This is a genomic window from Kitasatospora sp. NPDC094016 (assembly GCF_040304045.1).
In the GTDB taxonomy this organism is placed as follows: domain Bacteria; phylum Actinomycetota; class Actinomycetes; order Streptomycetales; family Streptomycetaceae; genus Kitasatospora.
Map to the genome: position 1 here is coordinate 85,280 of NZ_JBEOUK010000023.1, position 18,126 is coordinate 103,405.

Annotated in this window: 20 protein-coding genes; 9 read left to right on the top strand and 11 right to left on the bottom strand. The window is 73.5% G+C overall.

Translation table 11 applies throughout. The annotated features are described in order from the left end of the window. The first annotated feature begins 2 nt into the window (after positions 1 to 2). Positions 3 to 656, top strand: a complete 654-nt coding sequence (locus ABT015_RS21775) for a class I SAM-dependent methyltransferase (protein ID WP_350881454.1) — start codon at positions 3 to 5, stop codon at positions 654 to 656. Here ABT015_RS21775 and ABT015_RS21780 read toward each other — a convergent pair. From ABT015_RS21780 to tgmA, 5 genes are all read right to left on the bottom strand, one after another. Further along, the gene (locus ABT015_RS21780) at positions 635 to 1,396 is read right to left on the bottom strand and encodes a helix-turn-helix domain-containing protein (protein ID WP_350881456.1); all 762 of its coding nucleotides are present in this window, start codon (positions 1,394 to 1,396) and stop codon (positions 635 to 637) included. The two genes, ABT015_RS21775 and ABT015_RS21780, sit on opposite strands and share 22 nt — an antisense overlap. A gap of 52 nt (positions 1,397 to 1,448) precedes the next feature. Beyond that, on the bottom strand, positions 1,449 to 2,036 hold the full coding sequence (locus tag ABT015_RS21785) for a hypothetical protein (protein WP_350881458.1): 588 nt from the start codon (positions 2,034 to 2,036) through the stop codon (positions 1,449 to 1,451). Between the two features lie 280 nt (positions 2,037 to 2,316). Beyond that, positions 2,317 to 3,459, bottom strand: coding sequence for an ATP-grasp peptide maturase system methyltransferase (tgmC, locus tag ABT015_RS21790; protein ID WP_350881460.1), 1,143 nt, complete (start codon positions 3,457 to 3,459; stop codon positions 2,317 to 2,319). After that, positions 3,456 to 4,421 carry an ATP-grasp ribosomal peptide maturase gene (gene tgmB, locus ABT015_RS21795; protein WP_350881462.1) on the bottom strand — a complete coding sequence of 322 codons (966 nt, stop codon included), beginning with the start codon at positions 4,419 to 4,421 and terminating at the stop codon, positions 3,456 to 3,458. The genes tgmC and tgmB overlap by 4 nt, the downstream gene beginning before the upstream one ends. Then, the gene (tgmA, locus tag ABT015_RS21800; protein ID WP_350881464.1) at positions 4,421 to 4,681 is read right to left on the bottom strand and encodes a putative ATP-grasp-modified RiPP; all 261 of its coding nucleotides are present in this window, start codon (positions 4,679 to 4,681) and stop codon (positions 4,421 to 4,423) included. The genes tgmB and tgmA overlap by 1 nt, the downstream gene beginning before the upstream one ends. 315 nt (positions 4,682 to 4,996) lie before the next feature. Here tgmA and ABT015_RS21805 point away from each other — a divergent pair, with 315 nt between their 5' ends. The 4 genes from ABT015_RS21805 (at position 4,997) to ABT015_RS21820 (ending at position 7,889) form a co-directional block, all read left to right on the top strand. Continuing rightward, positions 4,997 to 5,830: a helix-turn-helix domain-containing protein gene (locus tag ABT015_RS21805; protein WP_350881466.1), complete on the top strand. Its 834-nt coding sequence runs from the start codon at positions 4,997 to 4,999 to the stop codon at positions 5,828 to 5,830. After that, positions 5,823 to 6,023: a DUF397 domain-containing protein gene (locus tag ABT015_RS21810; RefSeq protein ID WP_350881468.1), complete on the top strand. Its 201-nt coding sequence runs from the start codon at positions 5,823 to 5,825 to the stop codon at positions 6,021 to 6,023. Before ABT015_RS21805 ends, ABT015_RS21810 begins: the two co-directional genes overlap by 8 nt. Positions 6,024 to 6,302: 279 nt before the next feature. Continuing rightward, positions 6,303 to 7,301 carry an NAD(P)H-dependent glycerol-3-phosphate dehydrogenase gene (locus ABT015_RS21815; protein WP_350881470.1) on the top strand — a complete coding sequence of 333 codons (999 nt, stop codon included), beginning with the start codon at positions 6,303 to 6,305 and terminating at the stop codon, positions 7,299 to 7,301. 126 nt (positions 7,302 to 7,427) lie between these two features. Further along, entirely contained in the window at positions 7,428 to 7,889 is a 462-nt protein-coding gene (locus ABT015_RS21820; RefSeq protein ID WP_350881472.1) for an SRPBCC family protein, read from the top strand. Between the two features lie 32 nt (positions 7,890 to 7,921). On the opposite strand, the gene ABT015_RS21825 is transcribed toward ABT015_RS21820, so the two are convergent. The 4 genes from ABT015_RS21825 to ABT015_RS21840 form a co-directional block, all read right to left on the bottom strand. Then, positions 7,922 to 8,599 (bottom strand): response regulator, encoded by a 678-nt coding sequence (locus ABT015_RS21825; RefSeq protein WP_063352848.1) that lies wholly within the window; start codon positions 8,597 to 8,599, stop codon positions 7,922 to 7,924. Beyond that, positions 8,596 to 9,957, bottom strand: a complete 1,362-nt coding sequence (locus ABT015_RS21830; RefSeq protein WP_350881475.1) for a sensor histidine kinase — start codon at positions 9,955 to 9,957, stop codon at positions 8,596 to 8,598. Before ABT015_RS21830 ends, ABT015_RS21825 begins: the two co-directional genes overlap by 4 nt. A 237-nt stretch (positions 9,958 to 10,194) precedes the next feature. Then, a complete protein-coding gene (locus ABT015_RS21835) occupies positions 10,195 to 11,046 on the bottom strand; it encodes an ABC-2 transporter permease (RefSeq protein ID WP_350881477.1) in 852 nt (283 codons plus the stop codon). Next, a complete protein-coding gene (locus tag ABT015_RS21840; RefSeq protein WP_350881479.1) occupies positions 11,043 to 12,011 on the bottom strand; it encodes an ABC transporter ATP-binding protein in 969 nt (322 codons plus the stop codon). The genes ABT015_RS21835 and ABT015_RS21840 overlap by 4 nt, the downstream gene beginning before the upstream one ends. 335 nt (positions 12,012 to 12,346) lie before the next feature. Between ABT015_RS21840 and ABT015_RS21845 the strand changes: the two genes are divergently transcribed. The 4 genes from ABT015_RS21845 (at position 12,347) to ABT015_RS21860 (ending at position 16,148) form a co-directional block, all read left to right on the top strand. Further along, on the top strand, positions 12,347 to 13,252 hold the full coding sequence (locus ABT015_RS21845; RefSeq protein WP_350881481.1) for a hypothetical protein: 906 nt from the start codon (positions 12,347 to 12,349) through the stop codon (positions 13,250 to 13,252). Positions 13,253 to 13,339: 87 nt separating this feature from the next. Continuing rightward, positions 13,340 to 14,257: a hypothetical protein gene (locus tag ABT015_RS21850; protein WP_350881483.1), complete on the top strand. Its 918-nt coding sequence runs from the start codon at positions 13,340 to 13,342 to the stop codon at positions 14,255 to 14,257. Next, on the top strand, positions 14,254 to 15,165 hold the full coding sequence (locus tag ABT015_RS21855; RefSeq protein WP_350881485.1) for a hypothetical protein: 912 nt from the start codon (positions 14,254 to 14,256) through the stop codon (positions 15,163 to 15,165). Before ABT015_RS21850 ends, ABT015_RS21855 begins: the two co-directional genes overlap by 4 nt. After that, complete coding sequence (locus ABT015_RS21860) at positions 15,162 to 16,148, top strand: hypothetical protein (protein ID WP_350881487.1); 987 nt, start codon at positions 15,162 to 15,164, stop codon at positions 16,146 to 16,148. Before ABT015_RS21855 ends, ABT015_RS21860 begins: the two co-directional genes overlap by 4 nt. Before the next feature lie 63 nt (positions 16,149 to 16,211). Here ABT015_RS21860 and ABT015_RS21865 read toward each other — a convergent pair whose 3' ends face one another. Both ABT015_RS21865 and ABT015_RS21870 read right to left on the bottom strand, forming a co-directional pair. Continuing rightward, the gene (locus ABT015_RS21865; RefSeq protein WP_350881489.1) at positions 16,212 to 17,135 is read right to left on the bottom strand and encodes an endonuclease/exonuclease/phosphatase family protein; all 924 of its coding nucleotides are present in this window, start codon (positions 17,133 to 17,135) and stop codon (positions 16,212 to 16,214) included. A gap of 201 nt (positions 17,136 to 17,336) precedes the next feature. Then, positions 17,337 to 17,987, bottom strand: a complete 651-nt coding sequence (locus ABT015_RS21870; protein WP_350881491.1) for a M15 family metallopeptidase — start codon at positions 17,985 to 17,987, stop codon at positions 17,337 to 17,339. Positions 17,988 to 18,126 lie beyond the last annotated feature (139 nt).

Below are 18,126 nucleotides of genomic sequence, written 5' to 3' on the forward strand. Positions count from 1 at the left end.
GCATGACCGATCGCGCCTTCACCCCCGCCGCCGGCCGCCTCGGCCCCGTACGCTTCTACGACCCCATCGTCTCCCTCACCCGCGAACGCCTGTGGCGCAGCCTGCTCGCCATGCACGTCGCCCCCCGCCCCGACGACGTGATCCTCGACGTCGGCTGCGGCACCGGCTCCCTGGCCGTCCTCCTCGGCCGCGTCGAACCCCGCGCCCGCGTCATCGGCGTCGACCCCGACCCCACCACCCTCGAAGTGGCCCGCCGCAAGGCCGCCGCCGCCGGCGTGACCCCCGAATGGCGCATCGGCATGGGCGACGCCGTCGCCGACCTCGTCGGCGCCGAAACAGCCGACACCGTCGTCTCCAGCCTCGTCCTCCACCAGTGCCCCATCCCCATGAAACAGGCCGTCCTCGCCTCCATGCACACGGCGCTGCGCCCCGGCGGCAAGCTCGTCATCGCCGACTTCGGGCGCCAGCGCACGGCCGCCATGCGCCTCGCGTTCCGCATCGTGCAACTGGCGGACGGCAAGGAGGACACCCAGCCCAACGCCGACGGCATCCTGCCCCGGCTGATCAGCGAGGCCGGCTTCCACGGCGTGCGCGAGACCGAGACCGTCGCCACGCTCACCGGCTCGCTGTCGTTCTACGTCGCCCGCCGCGCGTAGGCCGCGCCCGCGCCGCCCGTGGGGTCCTGGCCGCCCGCCGGGCCGCCCGCCCGGCCCGAGGCGCGCAGCACCGGGAGCACCGCCGACGGCGTCAGCCCCGTCATCTCCCGCATCTGGCGGCTGAAGTGCGCCTGGTCCGCGAAGCCGCCCGCCAGCGCCGCCTCGGTGAGCGTGCGCCCCTCACCGAGCGCGTCGGCGGCGCGGGCCAGCCGCCGCCAGATCCGCCAGCGCGCCAGCGGCACCCCCAACTGCCGCCGCGCCAGCGCCCGCAGGCGCTGCGGCGACAGCCCCACCCGCGCCGCCAGCCCCGGCAGCGCGACCCGGTGGTCCGTCAGCGCCTCCATCGCCGCCCACAGCCGCACGTCCACCTCGGCCGACGGCAGCACCCCGGACGCACGCAGGTCCTCCTCCACCAGGTCCCGCCACTGGGGCGCCACGGTGACACCGTCACCGCACCCCGCCCGCAGCCGGTCCGCGAACGCGCAGTGCGGATCGACGAAGAACGCCGACACCTCCCGCACCGGCGCCATCCGGTGCCACACCATCGGCGCCACCACCACCGCCGCGCCCCGGTGCCGGACCCCGGCCCCGTCCACGATCGTCACCTCGTCACCCGCCGCCGCGACGGCGACCTGGAACGCGGCATGCCGGTGTGACGTGCTGTCCGCCAACGGCCCCCGGTACAGCGCGTACCCGGCGCCCACGACGAAGCGCCGCCCGATCCCCTCCCGCTGCCCCATCCGCCCGATGCTGCCAGAGCACCACACCCACCACCCCGGATTCCGGCCACCCCTAGCCCCTCAGGCCCACGTCGCGGGCCTTCCAGGCCAGGAACGCCGAGAACCGGACCGCGCCCGCCAGCCCGGCCAGGGCGAGCGCGATCCACAGCGGGATCCCGAGCAGGCTCGGCCGGCTCGTGATCATCCGCTCGCCGGGGAGCCACACCCTGGTCTCGTGCCCGTCCGGATACAGTTTCCCGGTGGGCCGCTCCTCGCTGAACTCCCGGTCGCCGACGCTCCAGCGGTAGGTGCAGCCGTAGACGTCGTGGCCCCGGTTCTGGTCGTCCAGCTCCCGGCCCGTCGTTCGGCAGCCCGTCACGGTGGCCGTGACGTGGGGCGGTTCGTGCAGCCTGGTCCGGACGGCGTAGGCGGCCTGCGCCGCCGCGAACACCGTGCCCAGGGCGAGTGCGAGCAGCACCACCAGCGCCACGCAGGAGACGACGTAGGCGGTGGTGGAGACCCGACGCAGCAGCGGCAGCGAGGCGCCGACGGCCGCCACCAGCGCGACCCCGCACACCACCAGCCACCACCGCCGATCGCCCGGCAGGTCCTGCGACCCCGCCCACACCACCGGCCCGGCCGCGCCCCCCAGCACCACCACCCCCGCCACCACACCCACCGCACACCGCCGGTGCAGCGCCCCCCACTCCACAGAAGCCCCGCGTCCCACCCCGCCCCCCTCTCCCCGTTCACCCGCCCACCCTCGCCACCCCCGAGGACGCCCCCGCCCGACGCCACGGTTTCGGTCCGCGCCCGGTCGCGGGGTCGGTGGTGACGCCGGCAAGGGCGTCGGCGGAGGGCTGGTTCCCCTCGCCGGACGGGAGGATTCCATGACGGATTGATCATGGAGCGACACGGCTCGGCGCAGGGCCGAGCCAGGCTTATACGGGCAGATCCCATCCGGGCCCGTCCTCGGTGCCGAGCCAGACCCGCTGTCCGGCAGCCGACACGGTGATCCCGAAGCGATCCTGGTGCGGCTCACCGGCCGCCTGCCAGGTCTCAACCGTTTGCTCGACCCGGTCCCACAGGGCGACGGGCCCGCGCTGGGTCACGGTCCACCCGTCGGTGGGGTCGGGCGCCGTCCGGGCCTGCGATCCGGTGGCCGGGTCCCAGAGGATCTGTTGAGCCCCCACACCCATGCGGATTGCCCCGGGTGCGGCAAGCTGGGCTACCCAAGCGCCCGTCCAACTGTCCAGCTTCGCCGGGTCGATGCGGGTCGGACGCTCCTCGCCGGGCAGGAGGTCCAGCGTCGGGCGGGGCGGTCGGTCGTGCGGGCGGGCGATCATGAAACCGGTTTGGCCGGTCAGGAACCGGCCAGTGGCCTCGCCGGGTCCGGTCACGTCGAGCAGCACGAGTGCGTTCGCGTAGCTCCACCCGGAGAGGGTGACCAGGATCCGACCGCCGGGCTTGACCTGGTGGAGCCAGGAGAGAGGGATGTACCGGACGGAACAGGTGGCGATGATCCGGTCGTACTGCCCGCCGTCCGGGTCGCCGCGCAGCCCGTCACCGATGATCAACCGGGGGGAGAAGCCCGCAGTCCTGATCGCCGCCGCCGCTGCCGCGCCGACTGCCGGGTCGTACTCGATGCTGGTGAGGTCGGCGTCCCCGAGGCGGTGCGCGCCCAGCGCGGTCGAGTACCCGGTGCCCGTACCGATCTCCAGTACCCGGTGTCCGGCCTCGGCGCCCAGCTGCTGCCACATGCGCAGTACGACGGACGGGAGGGTGGACGACGACGACGGGATACCTGTCACGGTCTCCCCAGCGGTGTCCTCGGGCCCGACGCGGCCGTCGAGTTGGGTCACCAGCGTCTGGTCATCGTAGATCCCCGCCAGCCACCCGGGCTCGCCCTGACGGACGGGTCGGTAGCTCGTCGGAACGCTGCCGGCGACCGGAGCGAAGTAGGTTCCGACGAAGAGCTCTCGCGGAACGGCCCTCGCCGCGCTGTCCCACTCGCGTTCGGTCAGTGTGCCGTCCCCGGTGAGCCTGTCGGCCAGAGCGGCGCGGAGTTCAGCCGGTGTGCTCATGCGGCACGGCCTTTCTGCAGTTGGTCGGCGAGGGCGTGGGCAATCGCCTCGATGGTCTCGGCCGGCTGCCATGCCCACTGGCCGTTCGGGTTGCATTCGAGGAAGTACCAGTCGCCCGAGGTGGTCACGGCGAAGTCGAATGCGCCGTAGACCAGACGAAGTTCTCCGAGGTAGGCGGCGACCGAACGTGCGACCGGCCCGGGTACGTCGATCGGGGTGCACGTCATCCGGTCCTGGCGGCGCCGCCAGTCAAGGTCGGGGCTGTCGATCCGGACGCCGAACAGGCGGTTGCCAACGGCCGTCACCCTTGCGTCGAACAGTTTCGGCACCTTCGCCTGGAAGAGGTGCGGGCAGGCGGACACGGCGTCGGTGATGTCGGCCGGATCGACCTCGCGCACCCACACGGCGTGAGGCTGCCCGCCGACCGAGTAGGGGATGTTCCACAACGGCTTGTACACCGCCCCGGCGGCCTGGGCCGCCACGAACTCCCGCGCCTCGTCCGCGCTGTTCGTGATCACCGTGTCGGGGACCGTGAACCCGCAGCGCTGCGCGGCCGCCAGTTGTGCCGGCTTGTGCTCGGCCGCACGGTTGGCCCAGGGGTGGTTCACGTAGTGCGCGGCGGGGAGCGAGGCGAGGATGCCGCCCGCACCCCACAGGGATTGCGAGGCGGCGAACCGGCGGTCCTGGCCGTCCAGTTCGGAGGGCCCTTCGTAGGGTGAGGCCCGGCGCACCCAGACGGACCGGACGGCGGAGAGGTCGAGCTCCCGGCTGGCCGTGCGCAGGGTGCCCCGCTGCTGGCCCGTGCGGTACGTGGCGATCAGCGAGGCGCCCGTGTGCAGGTCGGCGCCGGGATCGAGCCGGACCACCGGAACCCGGCGCTCGGCGAGCACCCGCAGTACCGCATCCGCGGTCACGTCAAGGGGATTGGTCAGCACCAGCACCGACCCGCTTCGGTCGTTCATCAGCCGTTGTTCTGGTCCTGGTCGTAGGACTCGGTGCTGTCGGCGTCGGTCGGCCCGCCCGGTTTTCCGTCGGGCGTGGTCGTGGTGGGCGTCAGGCCGCTCGTGCTGGTGCCGTGCCCGCCCAACTCGACCGTGCGCCCGTGCTCGTCCACGATCACCGCAATCTGCGTCTCGGGGTCGATGACGGGCGTGTGCTGCGGGACCGGGACGGTAGCCGTGAACGGCCCCATCCGGGTGGTACCCCACGGTGCGGTTGTCATCTGTACTGCGCCTCCATTTCGTGGTGGTGCCGGTGGGATCAACAACTCGGCCGGTCGGCCGAGTTGTTGATCCCGCCCGGTCGGCTCGACCTGTCCGGGCTTGGGAACCCGCTCCGCGCGGAACGGACCTCAAGTCCGCGACCAGTTCGCCGACCTGCGGGCGGTGTCGCGGCTTCGGGGGCGCGGGGGTGCTTTTGCGCGCCACGACAGCGACTCCGTTCCGTAGTCCGACGACTACCGGGGCCGCCAACTGTCCTCTAGGCTGCGGAGCTGTTCAACTTGTCCCACGGTGTCAGATTGGTAGGACGAACAGCCTTGAACAAGCGGGAACTTGGCCCTCCGGAATCCCCAGCCGCCGAGTTCGGCGTACTGCTTCGCACGTCGCGCGAGCAGCGAGGCTGGACTCAGGAACACCTTGCCGAGCTGATCGGCTGTACATCGTCGTACATCTCCGCACTCGAGCACGGCCGAAGGAAACCAAGTCAACAGATCTCAACGGCACTTGATCGAGTGTTCGAGTCGGGAGAGCAGTTCCTCAGGGAGTGGAGCACGTCCGGTCGGCGGGTCTTGTTCGAAGGCTTCGACGAGTACCTGCGCAATGAAGCGAAGGCCATCGCCCTGAGGCTGTTCGAGATCAACCTGGTTCCGAGCTTGCTCCAAACGCCCGAGTACAGCCGAGTTTTTCAGGAGGCGGCTGTCCTGCGCGGGGTCGCAACTCAACAGCAGGCCGACGAACGAATCGAGAAGGTGCTGCTCCGACAGCAGGCCCTCGCCCGAGATCCGGCGCCGCACGTCCAGGTGGTGATGGACGAGGGGGCGCTACGGCGGCCGATCGGTGGTCGGGACGTCATGGTGGCGCAACTCAGGCACCTGGAAGCACTCGCCGCACGTCCCCGTTTCCTGGTGCAGGTGTGTCCTACCGCGGCAGGCGAGAACCGCCCGTTCGGGCATCCAATTACGTTGCTGACCATGCCGAACAGGGCCATCGTGGGGTACGGCGAGACGCAGCGGCGCGGCTACCTCGAACGCGATCCGGAGACGTTGGCCGAGTGGGCCAGTGAGTACGATCATCTCCAGGCCGAGGCGCTGCGCCGAGCAGCGAGCATCGAGTTCATTCGAAACGTGCGGAAAGGCTTTGAGCATGGATGATCGCAATGCCACCTGGTACAAGAGTTCCTACAGCACCCAGGGCGGGAACTGCGTCGAGGTCGGTGCGAACGTCGTCCACACTGTCCCGGTCCGTGACTCCAAGGATCCCCACGGTCCCGCGCTGGTCTTCCCGGCCGACGCCTGGTCGAGCTTCGTCACCGCCGTCCGTTCCGGAGAGTTCGGCAACGTCTGACGCACGCGTGCCGCCCCGAGGCCCCGCCACTCTGGGAACCGCCAGGAAGCCTGTCTCTCTCATGACCCGCACGCCCAAAGCCGAACGGTAGGCGGCGGCATCGCCACCCCCGAGGACGCCCCCGCCCGACGCCACGGTTTCGGCCCGAGCCCGCATGCTTCCCACTCCGGACGGGCGCCGCGCCGTCGCGCTCACCCCGCGCCGCCGCTGACCGGCGCCTGCACCCCCAGGCGCCAGTAGGCTGCCCCTCAGCTCCCCACCAGCACGCGGAGGTAGAGGATGACCCGGGTCGCCGTACTGTCGGCCGGATCGTGGGGGACCGCCTTCGCCCTGGTCCTCGCCGACGCCGGATGCGACGTCGTCCTGCACGCGCGCCGCCCCGAGGTCGCCGACGGCATCAACACCCGGGGAGTCAACCCCGGCTACCTGCCCGGCGTCACACTGCCCGGCACCGTGAAGGCCACCACCGAAGCCGATGTCGCCCTGGCCGGAGCCGACGTCGCCGTCCTGTCCATCCCCTCCCAGACCTTGCGGGCCAACCTGGCCGCGTGGGCGCCCCTGATCGAGCCGGACACCCTGGTCGTCAGCCTGATGAAGGGCATCGAGCTCGGCACCGGCCGGCGCATGAGCGAGGTCATCGCCCAGGGCGCCGCTCTCGACCCCGCCCGCGTCGCCGTCCTGTCCGGCCCGAACCTGGCCCGCGAGATCGCCGCCCGCCAGCCCGCCGCCAGCGTCATCGCCTGCACCGACCACGACGCGGCCCGCCGACTCCAAGCGGCCTTCCGCACCCCGTACTTCCGCCCCTACACCCACACCGACGTCGTCGGCTGCGAACTCGGCGGCGCGGTCAAGAACGTCATCGCGCTCGCCGTCGGCCTGGCCGTCGGCCTCGGCCTCGGCGACAACGCCAAGGCCACCCTTCTGACCCGCGGACTCGCCGAAACCGCTCGCCTGGGCACAGCGCTCGGCGCCGACCCCGCCACCTTTGCCGGACTGGCCGGCCTCGGTGACCTCACCGCGACCTGCCTCTCCCCGCTCTCCCGTAACCGCACCTTCGGCGAACACCTCGCCCGAGGCCTGACCATCGGACAGGCCGCCACCGCCACCGGCCAGACCGCCGAAGGAGCCAAGTCCGCTTACTCCATCCTCGACCTCGCCCGACGACACCAGGTCGAGATGCCCATCACCGCACTCGTCGTCGCCATCCTCGACGGCACCGTCACCATCGACCGCGCCGTCGACCTGCTCATGGCCCGCACGCCCAAAGCCGAACGGTAGGCGGCGGCATCGCAACCCCCGAGGACGCCCCCGCCCGATGTCACGGTTTCGGCCCGCGCCCGGTCTTCACCGGTGAACAGGGCGCGGCCGACACCCGCGCCCCCCGCTGCAGGAGAGGGACGAGCCATGGAAACCGTGACCGTACGACGGGTCATCGCGGCGCCGATCGCCGAGGTGTTCGACTGGTGCGCCACGAGCACCAACTACACCCGCTCCCCGTTCGTGCTCAGGGCGCGCCTGGCCCGGCCCGGGGAGGGCGCGCCCTACGGGGTGGGGGCCGTGCGGCTGCACACCTGGCTGATCGGCTGGTTCAACGAGCGGATCACCGCCTACAACGCCCCGCACGGCTTCGACTACACCGTCGACCGCAGCTTCCCGCCGGCCCGGCACGAGTTCGGCCGGATGACGTTCGAGGAGGTCCCCGAGGGCACCCTGGTCGTCTGGGCGACCGGCTTCGCGATCCCCGTCCCCCTCGTCGGCGCGGCCCTGGCCCGCCGGGTCGGCAAGCCCGTCATCGCCCACGTGTTCGGCGCCATCCTCGCCGCCGCCGCCACCGACCTCGAAGCCGCTCCGAAGAAGCGCCCCTGACGCCGTACCCCCCGCGGCAGGAGCGTGACGGCTCAGGCCGGCGGGTTCGGCCGGTTCAGTCCGCGGTCGTAGGCGAAGATCACGGCCTGCACCCGGTCCCGGGCGCCGATCTTCGCCAGCACCCGGCTGACGTGCGTCTTGACGGTCGACTCCGCGAGCACCAGGCGCTGGGCGATCTCGCCGTTGGTCCAGCCCCGGCCGACCGCGACCAGGATCTCGCGCTCGCGCTCGGTCAGGGCGTTCAGCCGCGGGTCGTCCTCGGCGGCCGCGCCGGGCGGGCGCACGGGCAGGTGGTGGGCGTAGGCGTCCAGGAGGCGCCGGGTGATGGCGGGAGCGACGACGGCGTCGCCCTCGGAGACGGCGCGGATCCCGGCCAGGAGGTCCTCCGGGCGGGCGTCCTTGAGGAGGAATCCGCTGGCGCCGGCGCGCAGCGCGGCGTGGGCGTACTCGTCGAGGTCGAAGGTGGTCAGGACGAGGATGCGCGAGCGCCCGCCGGTGGCGACGATGCGACGGGTGGCCTCGATGCCGTCCATGCCGGGCATCCGGATGTCCATCAGGACGACGTCGGGCCGCAGGTCGGCCGCCAGGCGCACGGCCTCGGCGCCGTGCGCGGCCTCGCCGACGACCTCCGTGCCGGGCTGGCTCTCCAGCAGCATCCGGAAGCCGTACCGCTGGAGCGGCTGGTCGTCGACGATGAGGACCGTGGTCACGTCAGGCCGCCTGTCGGGTCGAAGTCGGGGTCGGGACCGGAGGTGAAGGCACTGGGTCCGTCGGGTCCGTCGGGGGTGAGGTCGAGGACGGCCTCCACGGTCCATCCTGCCCCGGGCCCGGGCCCGGCGGTGACGGTGCCCCCGTACAGGGCCGCGCGTTCGCGCATGCCCGTGAGACCGTGCCCCTCCTCGCCCGCCGTCCCGCCGCGCACCACCCCGCCGGGCGGACCGCCGTCCCGCACCCGCACCCGCAGCCGGCCGCCCTCGGCGGCCAGCGTCACGTGCACCCGGGTCTCGGGCCCGGCGTGCTTGAGGGTGTTGGTGAGCGCCTCCTGGACGATGCGGTACGCCATCAGCTGCACCCCGCGGTCCAGCCGCCCCACCTCGCCGCGCGCGGTGTACACGACCTGCGGCCCGGCGGCCCGGATGCGCGCGCACAGCCCGTCGAGGTCGGCGATGCCCGGCTGCGGCGTGAACTCGGGGCCCTGCTCGCCGCCCTGGTCACGCAGGACACCGAGCATGCGCCGCAGCTCGCCCAGCGCCTGGCGGCTGGTCTCCCCGATCAACAGCAGCGCCTCCCGGCCCCGCTCGGGGGAGGCCTCGGTCGCGTACGCGCCGCCGTCCGCCAGGGTGATGATCACGGACAGGTTGTGGCCGATGATGTCGTGCATCTCCCGGGCCACCCGGGTGCGCTCGGTGGCGGTGGCCAGCCGGCTGCGCTGGTCGCGCTCGACCTCCAGGCGCGCCGCCCGCTCGCGCAGCCCGGCGAGCTGGGCCCGGCGGATGCGCACCGCGATGCCGACGGCCACCGCCGCCGTCGCCGCGCTGAACAGGAAGAACAGCGCGTCCCCGACCGGCAGCCCGCCGGACAGCTCCACCGCGACCAGCGCCGACGCGCCGGCCATCGCCGCGCACGCCCACGCCAGGTGCCGCAGGCTCCCGTGCAGGGCCAGGCTGTAGAGGGCGACGAGCAGCGCGACGTCCGCGCGCAGCGCCACCCCCAGCGACCACTGCAGGACGAACACGGCCGCGACCGCCGCGAACGCCGCCGCCGGTCGCCGCCGGCGCCACAGCAGCGGCAGCAGCAGCCCCGCCTGCAAGGCCAGCATCGCCGCCAGCGGCGGGCGGGCGAAGACGATCCGGTGCTCGCGCGCCCGCTCCCCGCCGTCGTGGAAGGGCAGCAGGTCCGGCAGGCAGAACAGCAGGAAGACCGCGGCCACCACCGCGGTGTCCAGCACCCACGGGTGGTCGCGGTCCGCCTGCCGCGCCCGCTGCCCCAGCCGGGCCAGGCGCGCGAACACCGGGTACCCCGACAGCGGGTCGCCCCCCGCCCCCGCGGCGGTGTCGTGCTCGCTCACGGCGTCACCTTCGTCCAGCTCGTCCGGAACGGTCGTCACCTTCGTCCAGCCCATCCGCAAACGGACGTCACTTTCGTCCAGCCCATCCGCGACGGACCTCGCCTTCGTCCAGCTCACCCCGGAACGGATACGGATACGGATACGGATACGGATACGGATACGGATACGAAACGGGCCCGGTGCGGCACCCGACTCGAACGGGCACCGCACCGGGACGTCCACGCAGTCTCCCAGCCCTCAGGCGTCGCTGCGCATCAGCCGCACGGCCGCGCCCGCCAGGGCGAGCACCGTCCACAGCAGGAAGACCGCCAGCCCCGCGGCGGGCGACAGCGTGGCCGCGTCGTGGTGCAGGGCGAACATCGCCTGGCCCGCGTTGCTGGGCAGGTACGGGCTGATGTGGTCCTGCCAGGACGAGGGCAGCAGCGAGATCAGGCCGGGGACCAGCATCAGCGAGGCCACCAGCACCGAGATGCCGCCCGCCACCGACCGCAGCAGCGCGCCCAGCGCGACACCGATCACGCCCACCAGGGCCAGGTAGAGCCCGGCCCCCAGCAGGCCGCGCAGGACGCCGGCGTCGGAGAATGTCATCGCCGCGCGGGTGCCGGAGAGAATGCCGCTGTCGGCCGCGAAGGCGACGAACACCCCGACGGTGCCGAGCAGCAGCACCACCACCCCGTACACCGCCGCCTTGGACCACAGCACCGGCAGCCGGCGCGGCACCGCGGCCAGGGTGGAGCGGATCATGCCGGTGGAGTACTCGCCCGCGGCGACCAGCACACCGAGGACGCCGAACGCCAGCTGCGCGAAGTTGGTGCCGAACAGCGACAGGCTCAGGGCACTGGCGTCGGCGAAGTCCCCCCGGTCCATCGGGCGCCCCGAGGTGATCCTCGACTTGAACTGGAACGCGGCGATCAAACCGAACGCGACCAGGAACAGCAGGCCCAGGCCCAGCGTGATCCAGGTCGAGCGCAGCGACCACAGCTTGGCCCACTCCGAGCGCAGCACGCGCACGGGCGTCACCCGGTAGGCGGGGCGCGCGGGCCGACGGTCGGCGGCCGCGGGCGTCTGGCTCGGTGCGATGGTGCTCATGCCGCGCTCCTCGGGGACTCGGCGCCGGCACCCGCACTGGCGGCGGGCCCGGTCGCGGTGGTGGTGCCGTGGTACTCCACGGCGTCCCTGGTCAGCTCCATGAACGCCTCCTCCAGGGAGACCGTGCGGGTGGTGAGCTCGAACAGCGCGATGCCCTGCTCGGCGGCCCGCAGGCCGATCTCCCGCGCGGCCAGGCCGGTGACGAGGAGCTCCTCCGAACCGGAACGGCCGGTGACCTCCACACCCGGCCCGGCCAGCGCCGCGCGCAGCCGGGCCGGATCGGCGCCGGCCACCTTCACCACGTCGCCACCGGCCTGGCGGACCAGGTCCTGCACGGTGGTGTCGGCCAGCAGCCGGCCCCGCCCGACGATGATCAGGTGGTCGGCGACCAGCGCGACCTCACTCATCAGGTGCGAGGACACGAAGACGGTGCGGCCCTCGGCGGCCAGCGAGGTGAGGAGGTTGCGGATCCACAGCACGCCCTCCGGGTCGAGACCGTTGACCGGCTCGTCCAGCATCACCGTCGCAGGGTCGCCCAGCAGCGCCGCCGCGATCCCCAGCCGCTGGCCCATGCCCAGCGAGAACGCCCCGGCACGCTTCCTGGCCACCGACTGCAGCCCCGTCAGCTCGACGACCTCCTCCACCCGCGAGCGCGGGATGCCGTGGGTGTGCGCCTGGGCCATGAGGTGGTTGAACGCGGAGCGCCCCGGGTGGATCGACTTGGCCTCCAGCAGCGCCCCGACCTCCTGCAGCGGCGCCGCGTGCGCGGCGTAACGGCGCCCGTTGACGCGCACCGAGCCGCTGGTGGGCGCGTCCAGCCCGACGATCATCCGCATGGTGGTGGACTTCCCGGCGCCGTTGGGCCCGAGGAAGCCGGTGACCGTGCCGGGCTTGACCGTGAAGTCGAGCCGGTCGACGGCGGTCTTCTCCCCGTACCGCTTCGTCAGCTGGTGCGCCTCGATCATCGCTCACCCCTACGCTCCGGGGCCGGACCGTCCCGGCCTCCCTCACACTCCACGCTAGGTGCGGCGCCGGCGCGATCCGTGGTACCCCGGACCGATCATCGGATGGGGCGCGGTACCGCAGTACCACGCCGGGATCGCCTGTTGCGGTTACATCACGACGTGTCCGATTCATCGAGAATTGGACCGGAGTGCGGCGATTAACTTTGTTGGCAGTGATGCGAACGGTCTCTCATAATTCCTGCTGAGACGCGTGATGGACGGTCCGGAGAACCGCTGGGGAAGCGGTTTGCGAGGGAGTCCGCGCGCGAGATCCCACATTTTCCCGGGGGAGTTCCTTGTCCGCGCCCGAAAACGAGACAGCCGCCGTTCCGGAGCAGCCCGACGCTGTGCCGGAACCGGCCGCCGTACCGCAGCACCCCGCCGTACCACAGCACCCCGCTGCGCCGCAGCACCCCGCCGTACCGGAGCACGTCGTCGCACCCGAACCGGCCGCGCGCCGGCTGCCGCGCGCCGTCGGCGTCGTCCTGGCCACCGCCGGCCTGCTCGCCGTCACGGCGACCAGCGCCGCGGTGACCGTCGCCGTCGGCAGGCCGGACGCCCGCCCGGTGGCCGCCGCCGTACCCGCGCCGGCCACCGCCACCGCCAGCCCGACCCCGACGCCCTCCGCCACCCCGGTGCCGGTGCCGACGCCCACCGCCGCCCCGACCACCCCCAAACCGGCCAGCACCGTCAAGGGGACCGTCAACGGCGGCAAGCACGAGGGCGACCTGCGCTACTTCCTGCTCCCGATCCCGGACGGCGGCGAGTCGTACGGGCCCGCGGACGGGATGACCATGACCAACGACGACGTCGCCGACCTGTTCGGCAAGCAGGACGGCATCATGGACATCCTCGGCTCGTACGGCTACCAGTCGGGCGCCACCCGGATGTACCGGACGGCCGACGGCAAGGCCGAGGTCACCGTCACCCTGCTGCGCTTCGGCTCCACCTCGATGGCGCGCGAGTTCGTCCAGGGATACACCCTCAAGTCGCAGGACCCGATCGACATCGACGGCGACCCGAACGCCCACGGCTACCTGCACAAGCCCAAGCAGCAGGCGTACACCGGCTCGATGACCGGCATCTCCAGCCAGGGCGACGTCCAGTACACGATCGACGTCGAGGTGAAGGGGACACCGGACAAGGCGCTGCTGAGCGGGCTGATGAAGCGCCAGCGCGAGTGGCTCGCCTCCGGCGGCTGAACGCAGCTGAACGCGGTTGAACGCGGCTGGACCCGCGCCGCCGCCCGCCCCGACGCCGTCCTCCCCACCCTCCTCTGGAGCCACCCCGTGACCACCGAACCCGCGCTGCCCCCGCCCGGCACCGCGCCGGCGCCCGCTGCCCCGCCGCGGCCCGCCGCCGCGCCCGCCGAGACCCCGGCCGCCGAAGCACCTGCCGCCGAATCGCCTGCCGCCGAATCGCCTTTCGCCGCACCGCAGTTCGCCACTGAACCGCCGTCCGACGCGCCGGCCACCGAGTTCCTGCCGCCCGCCCCCGAGCGGGCGCCCCGCGCCCCGCGTCGCCCGCGCCCGGTGCTGCTGGCGGTGTCCGGCCTGGTGCTCGGCACCCTGGCCGGCGGCGGGGTCGGCTACGCCGTCCAGGCCCAGCGCCCGCCGACGCCGCTGCCGCCGATCCAGGTCGCGCGCCCGTCCTACCCGGCCGTGGCGGTCGACCCGACCGCCTACGCCGCCCAGCAGCCCAAGCCGCTGGCCATCGACGGCGACCTGCTCAAGCTGCTGATCGGCGCCCCGGACGGCAGCACCGCCTGGGCCGACTACCCGGACAAGCCGAGCTGGATGTCGGTCGGCGAGATAGCCGAGCGCAACGGCGGCGCGGTCCGCGCCTTCAAGGACCTGAACGCGCGCGGCTTCCGGCGAGCGGCCGAGGTGGACTGGAAGAAGGACGACGTCAAGTACCGCGTGTCGCTGATCCAGTACGCGCCGGACCGCGCCAACGAGGCCGTCACGAACGTCCTGACCGCCCGCACCATGGAGCCGTTCGCCGACGCCGCCAGCGGCGCCAACGGCGGCTACCAGGTGGAGAAGGATCCCCGCCGCTGGGCCGAGACCACCGAGCAGTACTACTACGGCAGCGCCCTCGCCCAACGCGGCACGGTGGTGATGGTGGTGGAGGTCTTCGGCACCAAGCCGGTGGATCCCGCCGTCGTGAAGGACCTCGCCAAGCAGCAGTGGGAGCGACTCGCATGACCGACAACACCATGACCGGGACCCCGGCCGCCGAGCCTGCCCCGGCTGCCCCCGAGCAGCCCGCCATCGAGCAGGCCGCCGCCGAACAGCCCGTCGCCGAGCAGCAGTTCGCACCCGAGCCCCCGGTACCCGCCGAGCCCGCAGTACCCACCGCGCCCGCCGCCCCGCGCCCCGCCTCCCGCCGCCTGCTGCGCGCGGGCGCCGCGACGGCCGCGGCGGCGCTGGCCGGGGTGGCCATCGGCGTCGGCATCATCAAGACCCAGTACGACGACCCGGCCCCGGCCGTGGCCGCCGGGCCGTCCGCCGCGCCCGTCCCGACCGCGACCGCCACGCCGTTCGGCGCCAAGTCCAACGGCAACCACTTCGGTTCGCTGCGCGACCTGCTGCTGCCCGTCCCGGCCGGCTACGAACTCGGCCCGGACGACGGCGGCTACGGCAACGACACCGAACTCGGCGCCGAGTTCCTGTCCGCCGAACTGGACGACGAACTCCAGCAGATCCCCAAGGACAAGCGCGACAAGCTGCGCTCCTACTGGGAGGGCCTGCACGTCAAGGCCACCGGCGTGCGGACGTACCGGACCAGCGAGGACGACCTGGTGGTCGGCCTGAAGCTGCGCCAGTTCAACCAGCAGGAAGTGCAGAAGCTCAACGAGTACACCGCGGTCTTCACCGGCGACACCGGCCTGTTCCGGATCGGTCCGGAGATCCCGGGCCACCCCGAGGCGCACTGCTACCTGATGCCGGCGCCGCCGTCCGCGCCGATCGACTACCTGGAGTGCTCGGCCGCCGAGGGCGACCTCCTGGTGGTCATGAACGTCGAGGGCGTGGCACCGCTGCCCAAGGACCGGATCGTCGCCCTCTTCACCCTGCAGCTCGACCGCCTCGCCCGCCCGGGAGCGTCCGCATGACCGACCACGCCACCCCGCACGAGCCCGCCGCCCTCTCCGAGGCCCCCGCGGGCCCTCCCGCCGAGACCCTCGCCGAGACCCCCGAGGAGCACGAGGCCCGCCTCGCCCGGCGCAGCGCCCGCCGCAGGGCGGCCGCGCGCTGGGCCACCGCCACCCTGGTGTTCGCCCTCACGGGCACCGGCGCCGCGCTTGCGGTCACCGCCCCCGAGCGCACCGACCTGCCCGGCCTGGCCACCCCGGGCGACGGCCGCTACACCTTCCCGCCGCTGACGCTGCCGCCGCTGCCCTCGGGCAGCGGCGCGCCGGACCGTACGGGCGGCAAGAACGCCCTGCACGCCGCGGACCTGCGCTACCTGCTGCTGCCCGCCCCCAAGGAGGCCGGCGGCAGCCTCACCCCGGCGCTCTACCCGGTTCCCACCACCTCGGCCACCGGCACCCCGTCGGCGAGCGCGACCCCGAGCCCGACCGCCTCCGCCTCGGCGTCGGCGTCGGCCTCGGCGGGCGCGAGCCCGTCCACGGCCCCCGCCGGCCAGGCCCCGGCCGACTGGGTCACCTGCGACGCGATCCTCGCCGACCAGCGGGACCCTGCCGAGCTCCGCGCACTGCTCCTGCGGGACGCCTGCCGGGCGGCCACCGTCCGGGAGTGGACGGCCTCCGACGGCACCCGCACCCAGATCCGGCTGCTGCGCTTCGGCGCCTCCTTCGAGTCCTGGAACGTCTTCTCCTCCCTGCGCTCCGACGCCAGGCCCAATGCCCTGCCCGGCGCGAAGAGCACCTCCCACAGCGCCTGGGACACCGTCGAGGGCGTCCACCTGGACGCCCAGGAGAGCACGGCGAAGGGCGCCAAGGGCACCCCGACCGGCCGCGTCGCCTACCTCTGCGCCTCCGACCTCGTCGCCGTCGTCACCATGACCAACCCCGACGGCGTCCCGGACGCGGCCTTCCGCCAGGTGGTCACCCTCCAGTCCGACCTCCTCGCCTGATGGGACTCGTCGGGCCGTGAGGGAGACCACGGTCCATAGCCGCCCCCGCCGCCCGCGCGCCCCTCACGGCGTCAGCCGGGCGGCGGCGGGCAGGTGGTCGCTGGAGGTGGCGGGCAGGGTCCAGGCGGCGGTCGCGGTCAGGCCCCGGGTCATGACGTGATCGATCCGTGCCAGCGGGAAGACCGCCGGCCAGGTGAACCCGAAGCCGCCGCCCGCGCTGTCCTGCGCGGAGCTCAGCCGGCTGGTGACCGGGGTGAGCGCGTGGTCCCCGGCGGCGGTGTTGAGGTCGCCCAGCAGCAGTACCCGGCGCAGGGGCTCCTCGTCCAGCGCGGCGCCGAGCGCGGCGAGGTTGCGGTCGCGGTGAGTGGTGGCGAAGCCGGTGACGTTGAGCCGGACGGAGGCGAGATGGACCACGAACACGGCCAGCGGCCCACCGGGGGCCTGGACTTCGGCCCGCAGTGAGCGGCTCCAGCCCGGGTCGATGGTCAGCCGCCGTGCGTCGGTCACCGGGTAGCGGCTCCACAGCGCGACGGTGCCGATCCGCGTGCGGTGCGGCAGTTCGGCGTCCAGCACGTGTTCGTAGACGGGCAGCGCGGCGTCGGTGACCTCCTCCAGGGCGACCAGGTCGGGGCGGGCGGCGAGCAGCGCCCGGGCCGTGTCGGCGGGATCCGGGTTCTGCGCGCTCACGTTGTGGGTGACCACGGTCAGGCCCGCACCGTCGGCCGGGCCCGCACCGCCCCCCGGCGGCGGGCCGCCGCCGGCGAGCACCGGCCCGAGCACGACGGCCCACACCGCGGCCAGCACCACCGCGGCGCACGCCGGCACCGGCGCGCGCCGCAGCGCGGCGGCGAGCAGTACGGCGGGCACCACGACGCCGGCCCAGGGCAGGGCGCTCTCCCACAGGCTCCCCAGCTGGACGCCCAGGCTCGGCACGTGCCGGTGACCGGCCAGGGCGAGGGCGGTCAGCAGCGCCACGGCGGCGGCCACGTGGCCGCGCCGCCAGCGCCCGACCGGCGGGCGCCGCTGCCGCCGCCGACGGCATCGACGCCCGCCCGGGCGGGAGACACCCGCCGAGGCGCCCCCCGCCGTCCCCTGTCCCGCCCCCGGCCTTGAGGCCCCCGCCCCCGGCCTTGAGACCGCCCCCGCCCCCGGCGCGAGCCCCTCCTGCGATCGGATCATGAACGCCCCCTACCCGGCCGCGTCGGGCAACAGGGCCGGGCAGGTCCCGCCAGGGCTGGTCAGCAGCTCGAAGTGCCAGATCTCGTTGGCGTACACCTGGCAGAGCCCGTACCGCGCGCCGTGCTGGATCAGCCAGTAGTCGGCATTGGTCGGACCGATGTCGATCGCCTTGCCCGAGACGTGCGCCGACTTCTCCGGCGTGTTCACGAACTGCCTGGCCCGCTCCAGACTCCCGTACCTGACCACCCCCTTGTCGAGCAGCCGCTGCTGGTACTCCTTGCTGCGCCAGCCCGAGGTGACGGTCATCTCGATGCCCTGGGCGCGCGCGTCCCGGGCGGCCTGCTGGACGGCTTCCAGCAGCGGCCCGTCCAGGTTGCCCACCGCCGGCGCCCCGGTGTCGAACGGGGTCAGCGTCGTGCCGTCGGGTATGTCGCCGTCCGCCCCCGCCGAGGAGCCGGAGCCCGGGGCGAGGGAGGAGGAGAACGGCGCGACGGTGGCCGCCAGGGTCCGCAGCGCCGCCTCGGTCGCCGGCGGGTCGGCGGCCGCGCAGGCGCCGGCCAGCGCCAGCACCACCACCGCCCCGGTGCCCACGGCCACCGCCCGCCGGCCGCCCCCCACCGTCCGCCACCGCGTCGCCTCCCGGCGCGTCGTCCCGTCCATCGCTGCCTCCCGGCGCTCGTCATCTCGCCGCGACGGGGAAACCCGGCGGCCACACCATGGGAGGAAATGCGGTGTTACCAGGACGTCTGCACTAACCGATACGTTTTCGATAGGCCCGTTCGTGTCCAATGGACACCGA

What these genes read in the sequence shown, in the direction of transcription:
- ABT015_RS21775 (WP_350881454.1), top strand. Translation starts at nt 3, where the DNA reads ATGACCGATCGCGCCTTCACCCCCGCCGCCGGCCGCCTCGGCCCCGTA.
- ABT015_RS21780 (WP_350881456.1), bottom strand. Translation starts at nt 1,396, where the DNA reads ATGGGGCAGCGGGAGGGGATCGGGCGGCGCTTCGTCGTGGGCGCCGGG.
- tgmC (WP_350881460.1), bottom strand. Translation starts at nt 3,459, where the DNA reads ATGAGCACACCGGCTGAACTCCGCGCCGCTCTGGCCGACAGGCTCACC.
- tgmB (WP_350881462.1), bottom strand. Translation starts at nt 4,421, where the DNA reads ATGAACGACCGAAGCGGGTCGGTGCTGGTGCTGACCAATCCCCTTGAC.
- tgmA (WP_350881464.1), bottom strand. Translation starts at nt 4,681, where the DNA reads ATGACAACCGCACCGTGGGGTACCACCCGGATGGGGCCGTTCACGGCT.
- ABT015_RS21810 (WP_350881468.1), top strand. Translation starts at nt 5,823, where the DNA reads ATGGATGATCGCAATGCCACCTGGTACAAGAGTTCCTACAGCACCCAG.
- ABT015_RS21815 (WP_350881470.1), top strand. Translation starts at nt 6,303, where the DNA reads ATGACCCGGGTCGCCGTACTGTCGGCCGGATCGTGGGGGACCGCCTTC.
- ABT015_RS21820 (WP_350881472.1), top strand. Translation starts at nt 7,428, where the DNA reads ATGGAAACCGTGACCGTACGACGGGTCATCGCGGCGCCGATCGCCGAG.
- ABT015_RS21835 (WP_350881477.1), bottom strand. Translation starts at nt 11,046, where the DNA reads ATGAGCACCATCGCACCGAGCCAGACGCCCGCGGCCGCCGACCGTCGG.
- ABT015_RS21840 (WP_350881479.1), bottom strand. Translation starts at nt 12,011, where the DNA reads ATGATCGAGGCGCACCAGCTGACGAAGCGGTACGGGGAGAAGACCGCC.
- ABT015_RS21855 (WP_350881485.1), top strand. Translation starts at nt 14,254, where the DNA reads ATGACCGACAACACCATGACCGGGACCCCGGCCGCCGAGCCTGCCCCG.
- ABT015_RS21860 (WP_350881487.1), top strand. Translation starts at nt 15,162, where the DNA reads ATGACCGACCACGCCACCCCGCACGAGCCCGCCGCCCTCTCCGAGGCC.
- ABT015_RS21870 (WP_350881491.1), bottom strand. Translation starts at nt 17,987, where the DNA reads ATGGACGGGACGACGCGCCGGGAGGCGACGCGGTGGCGGACGGTGGGG.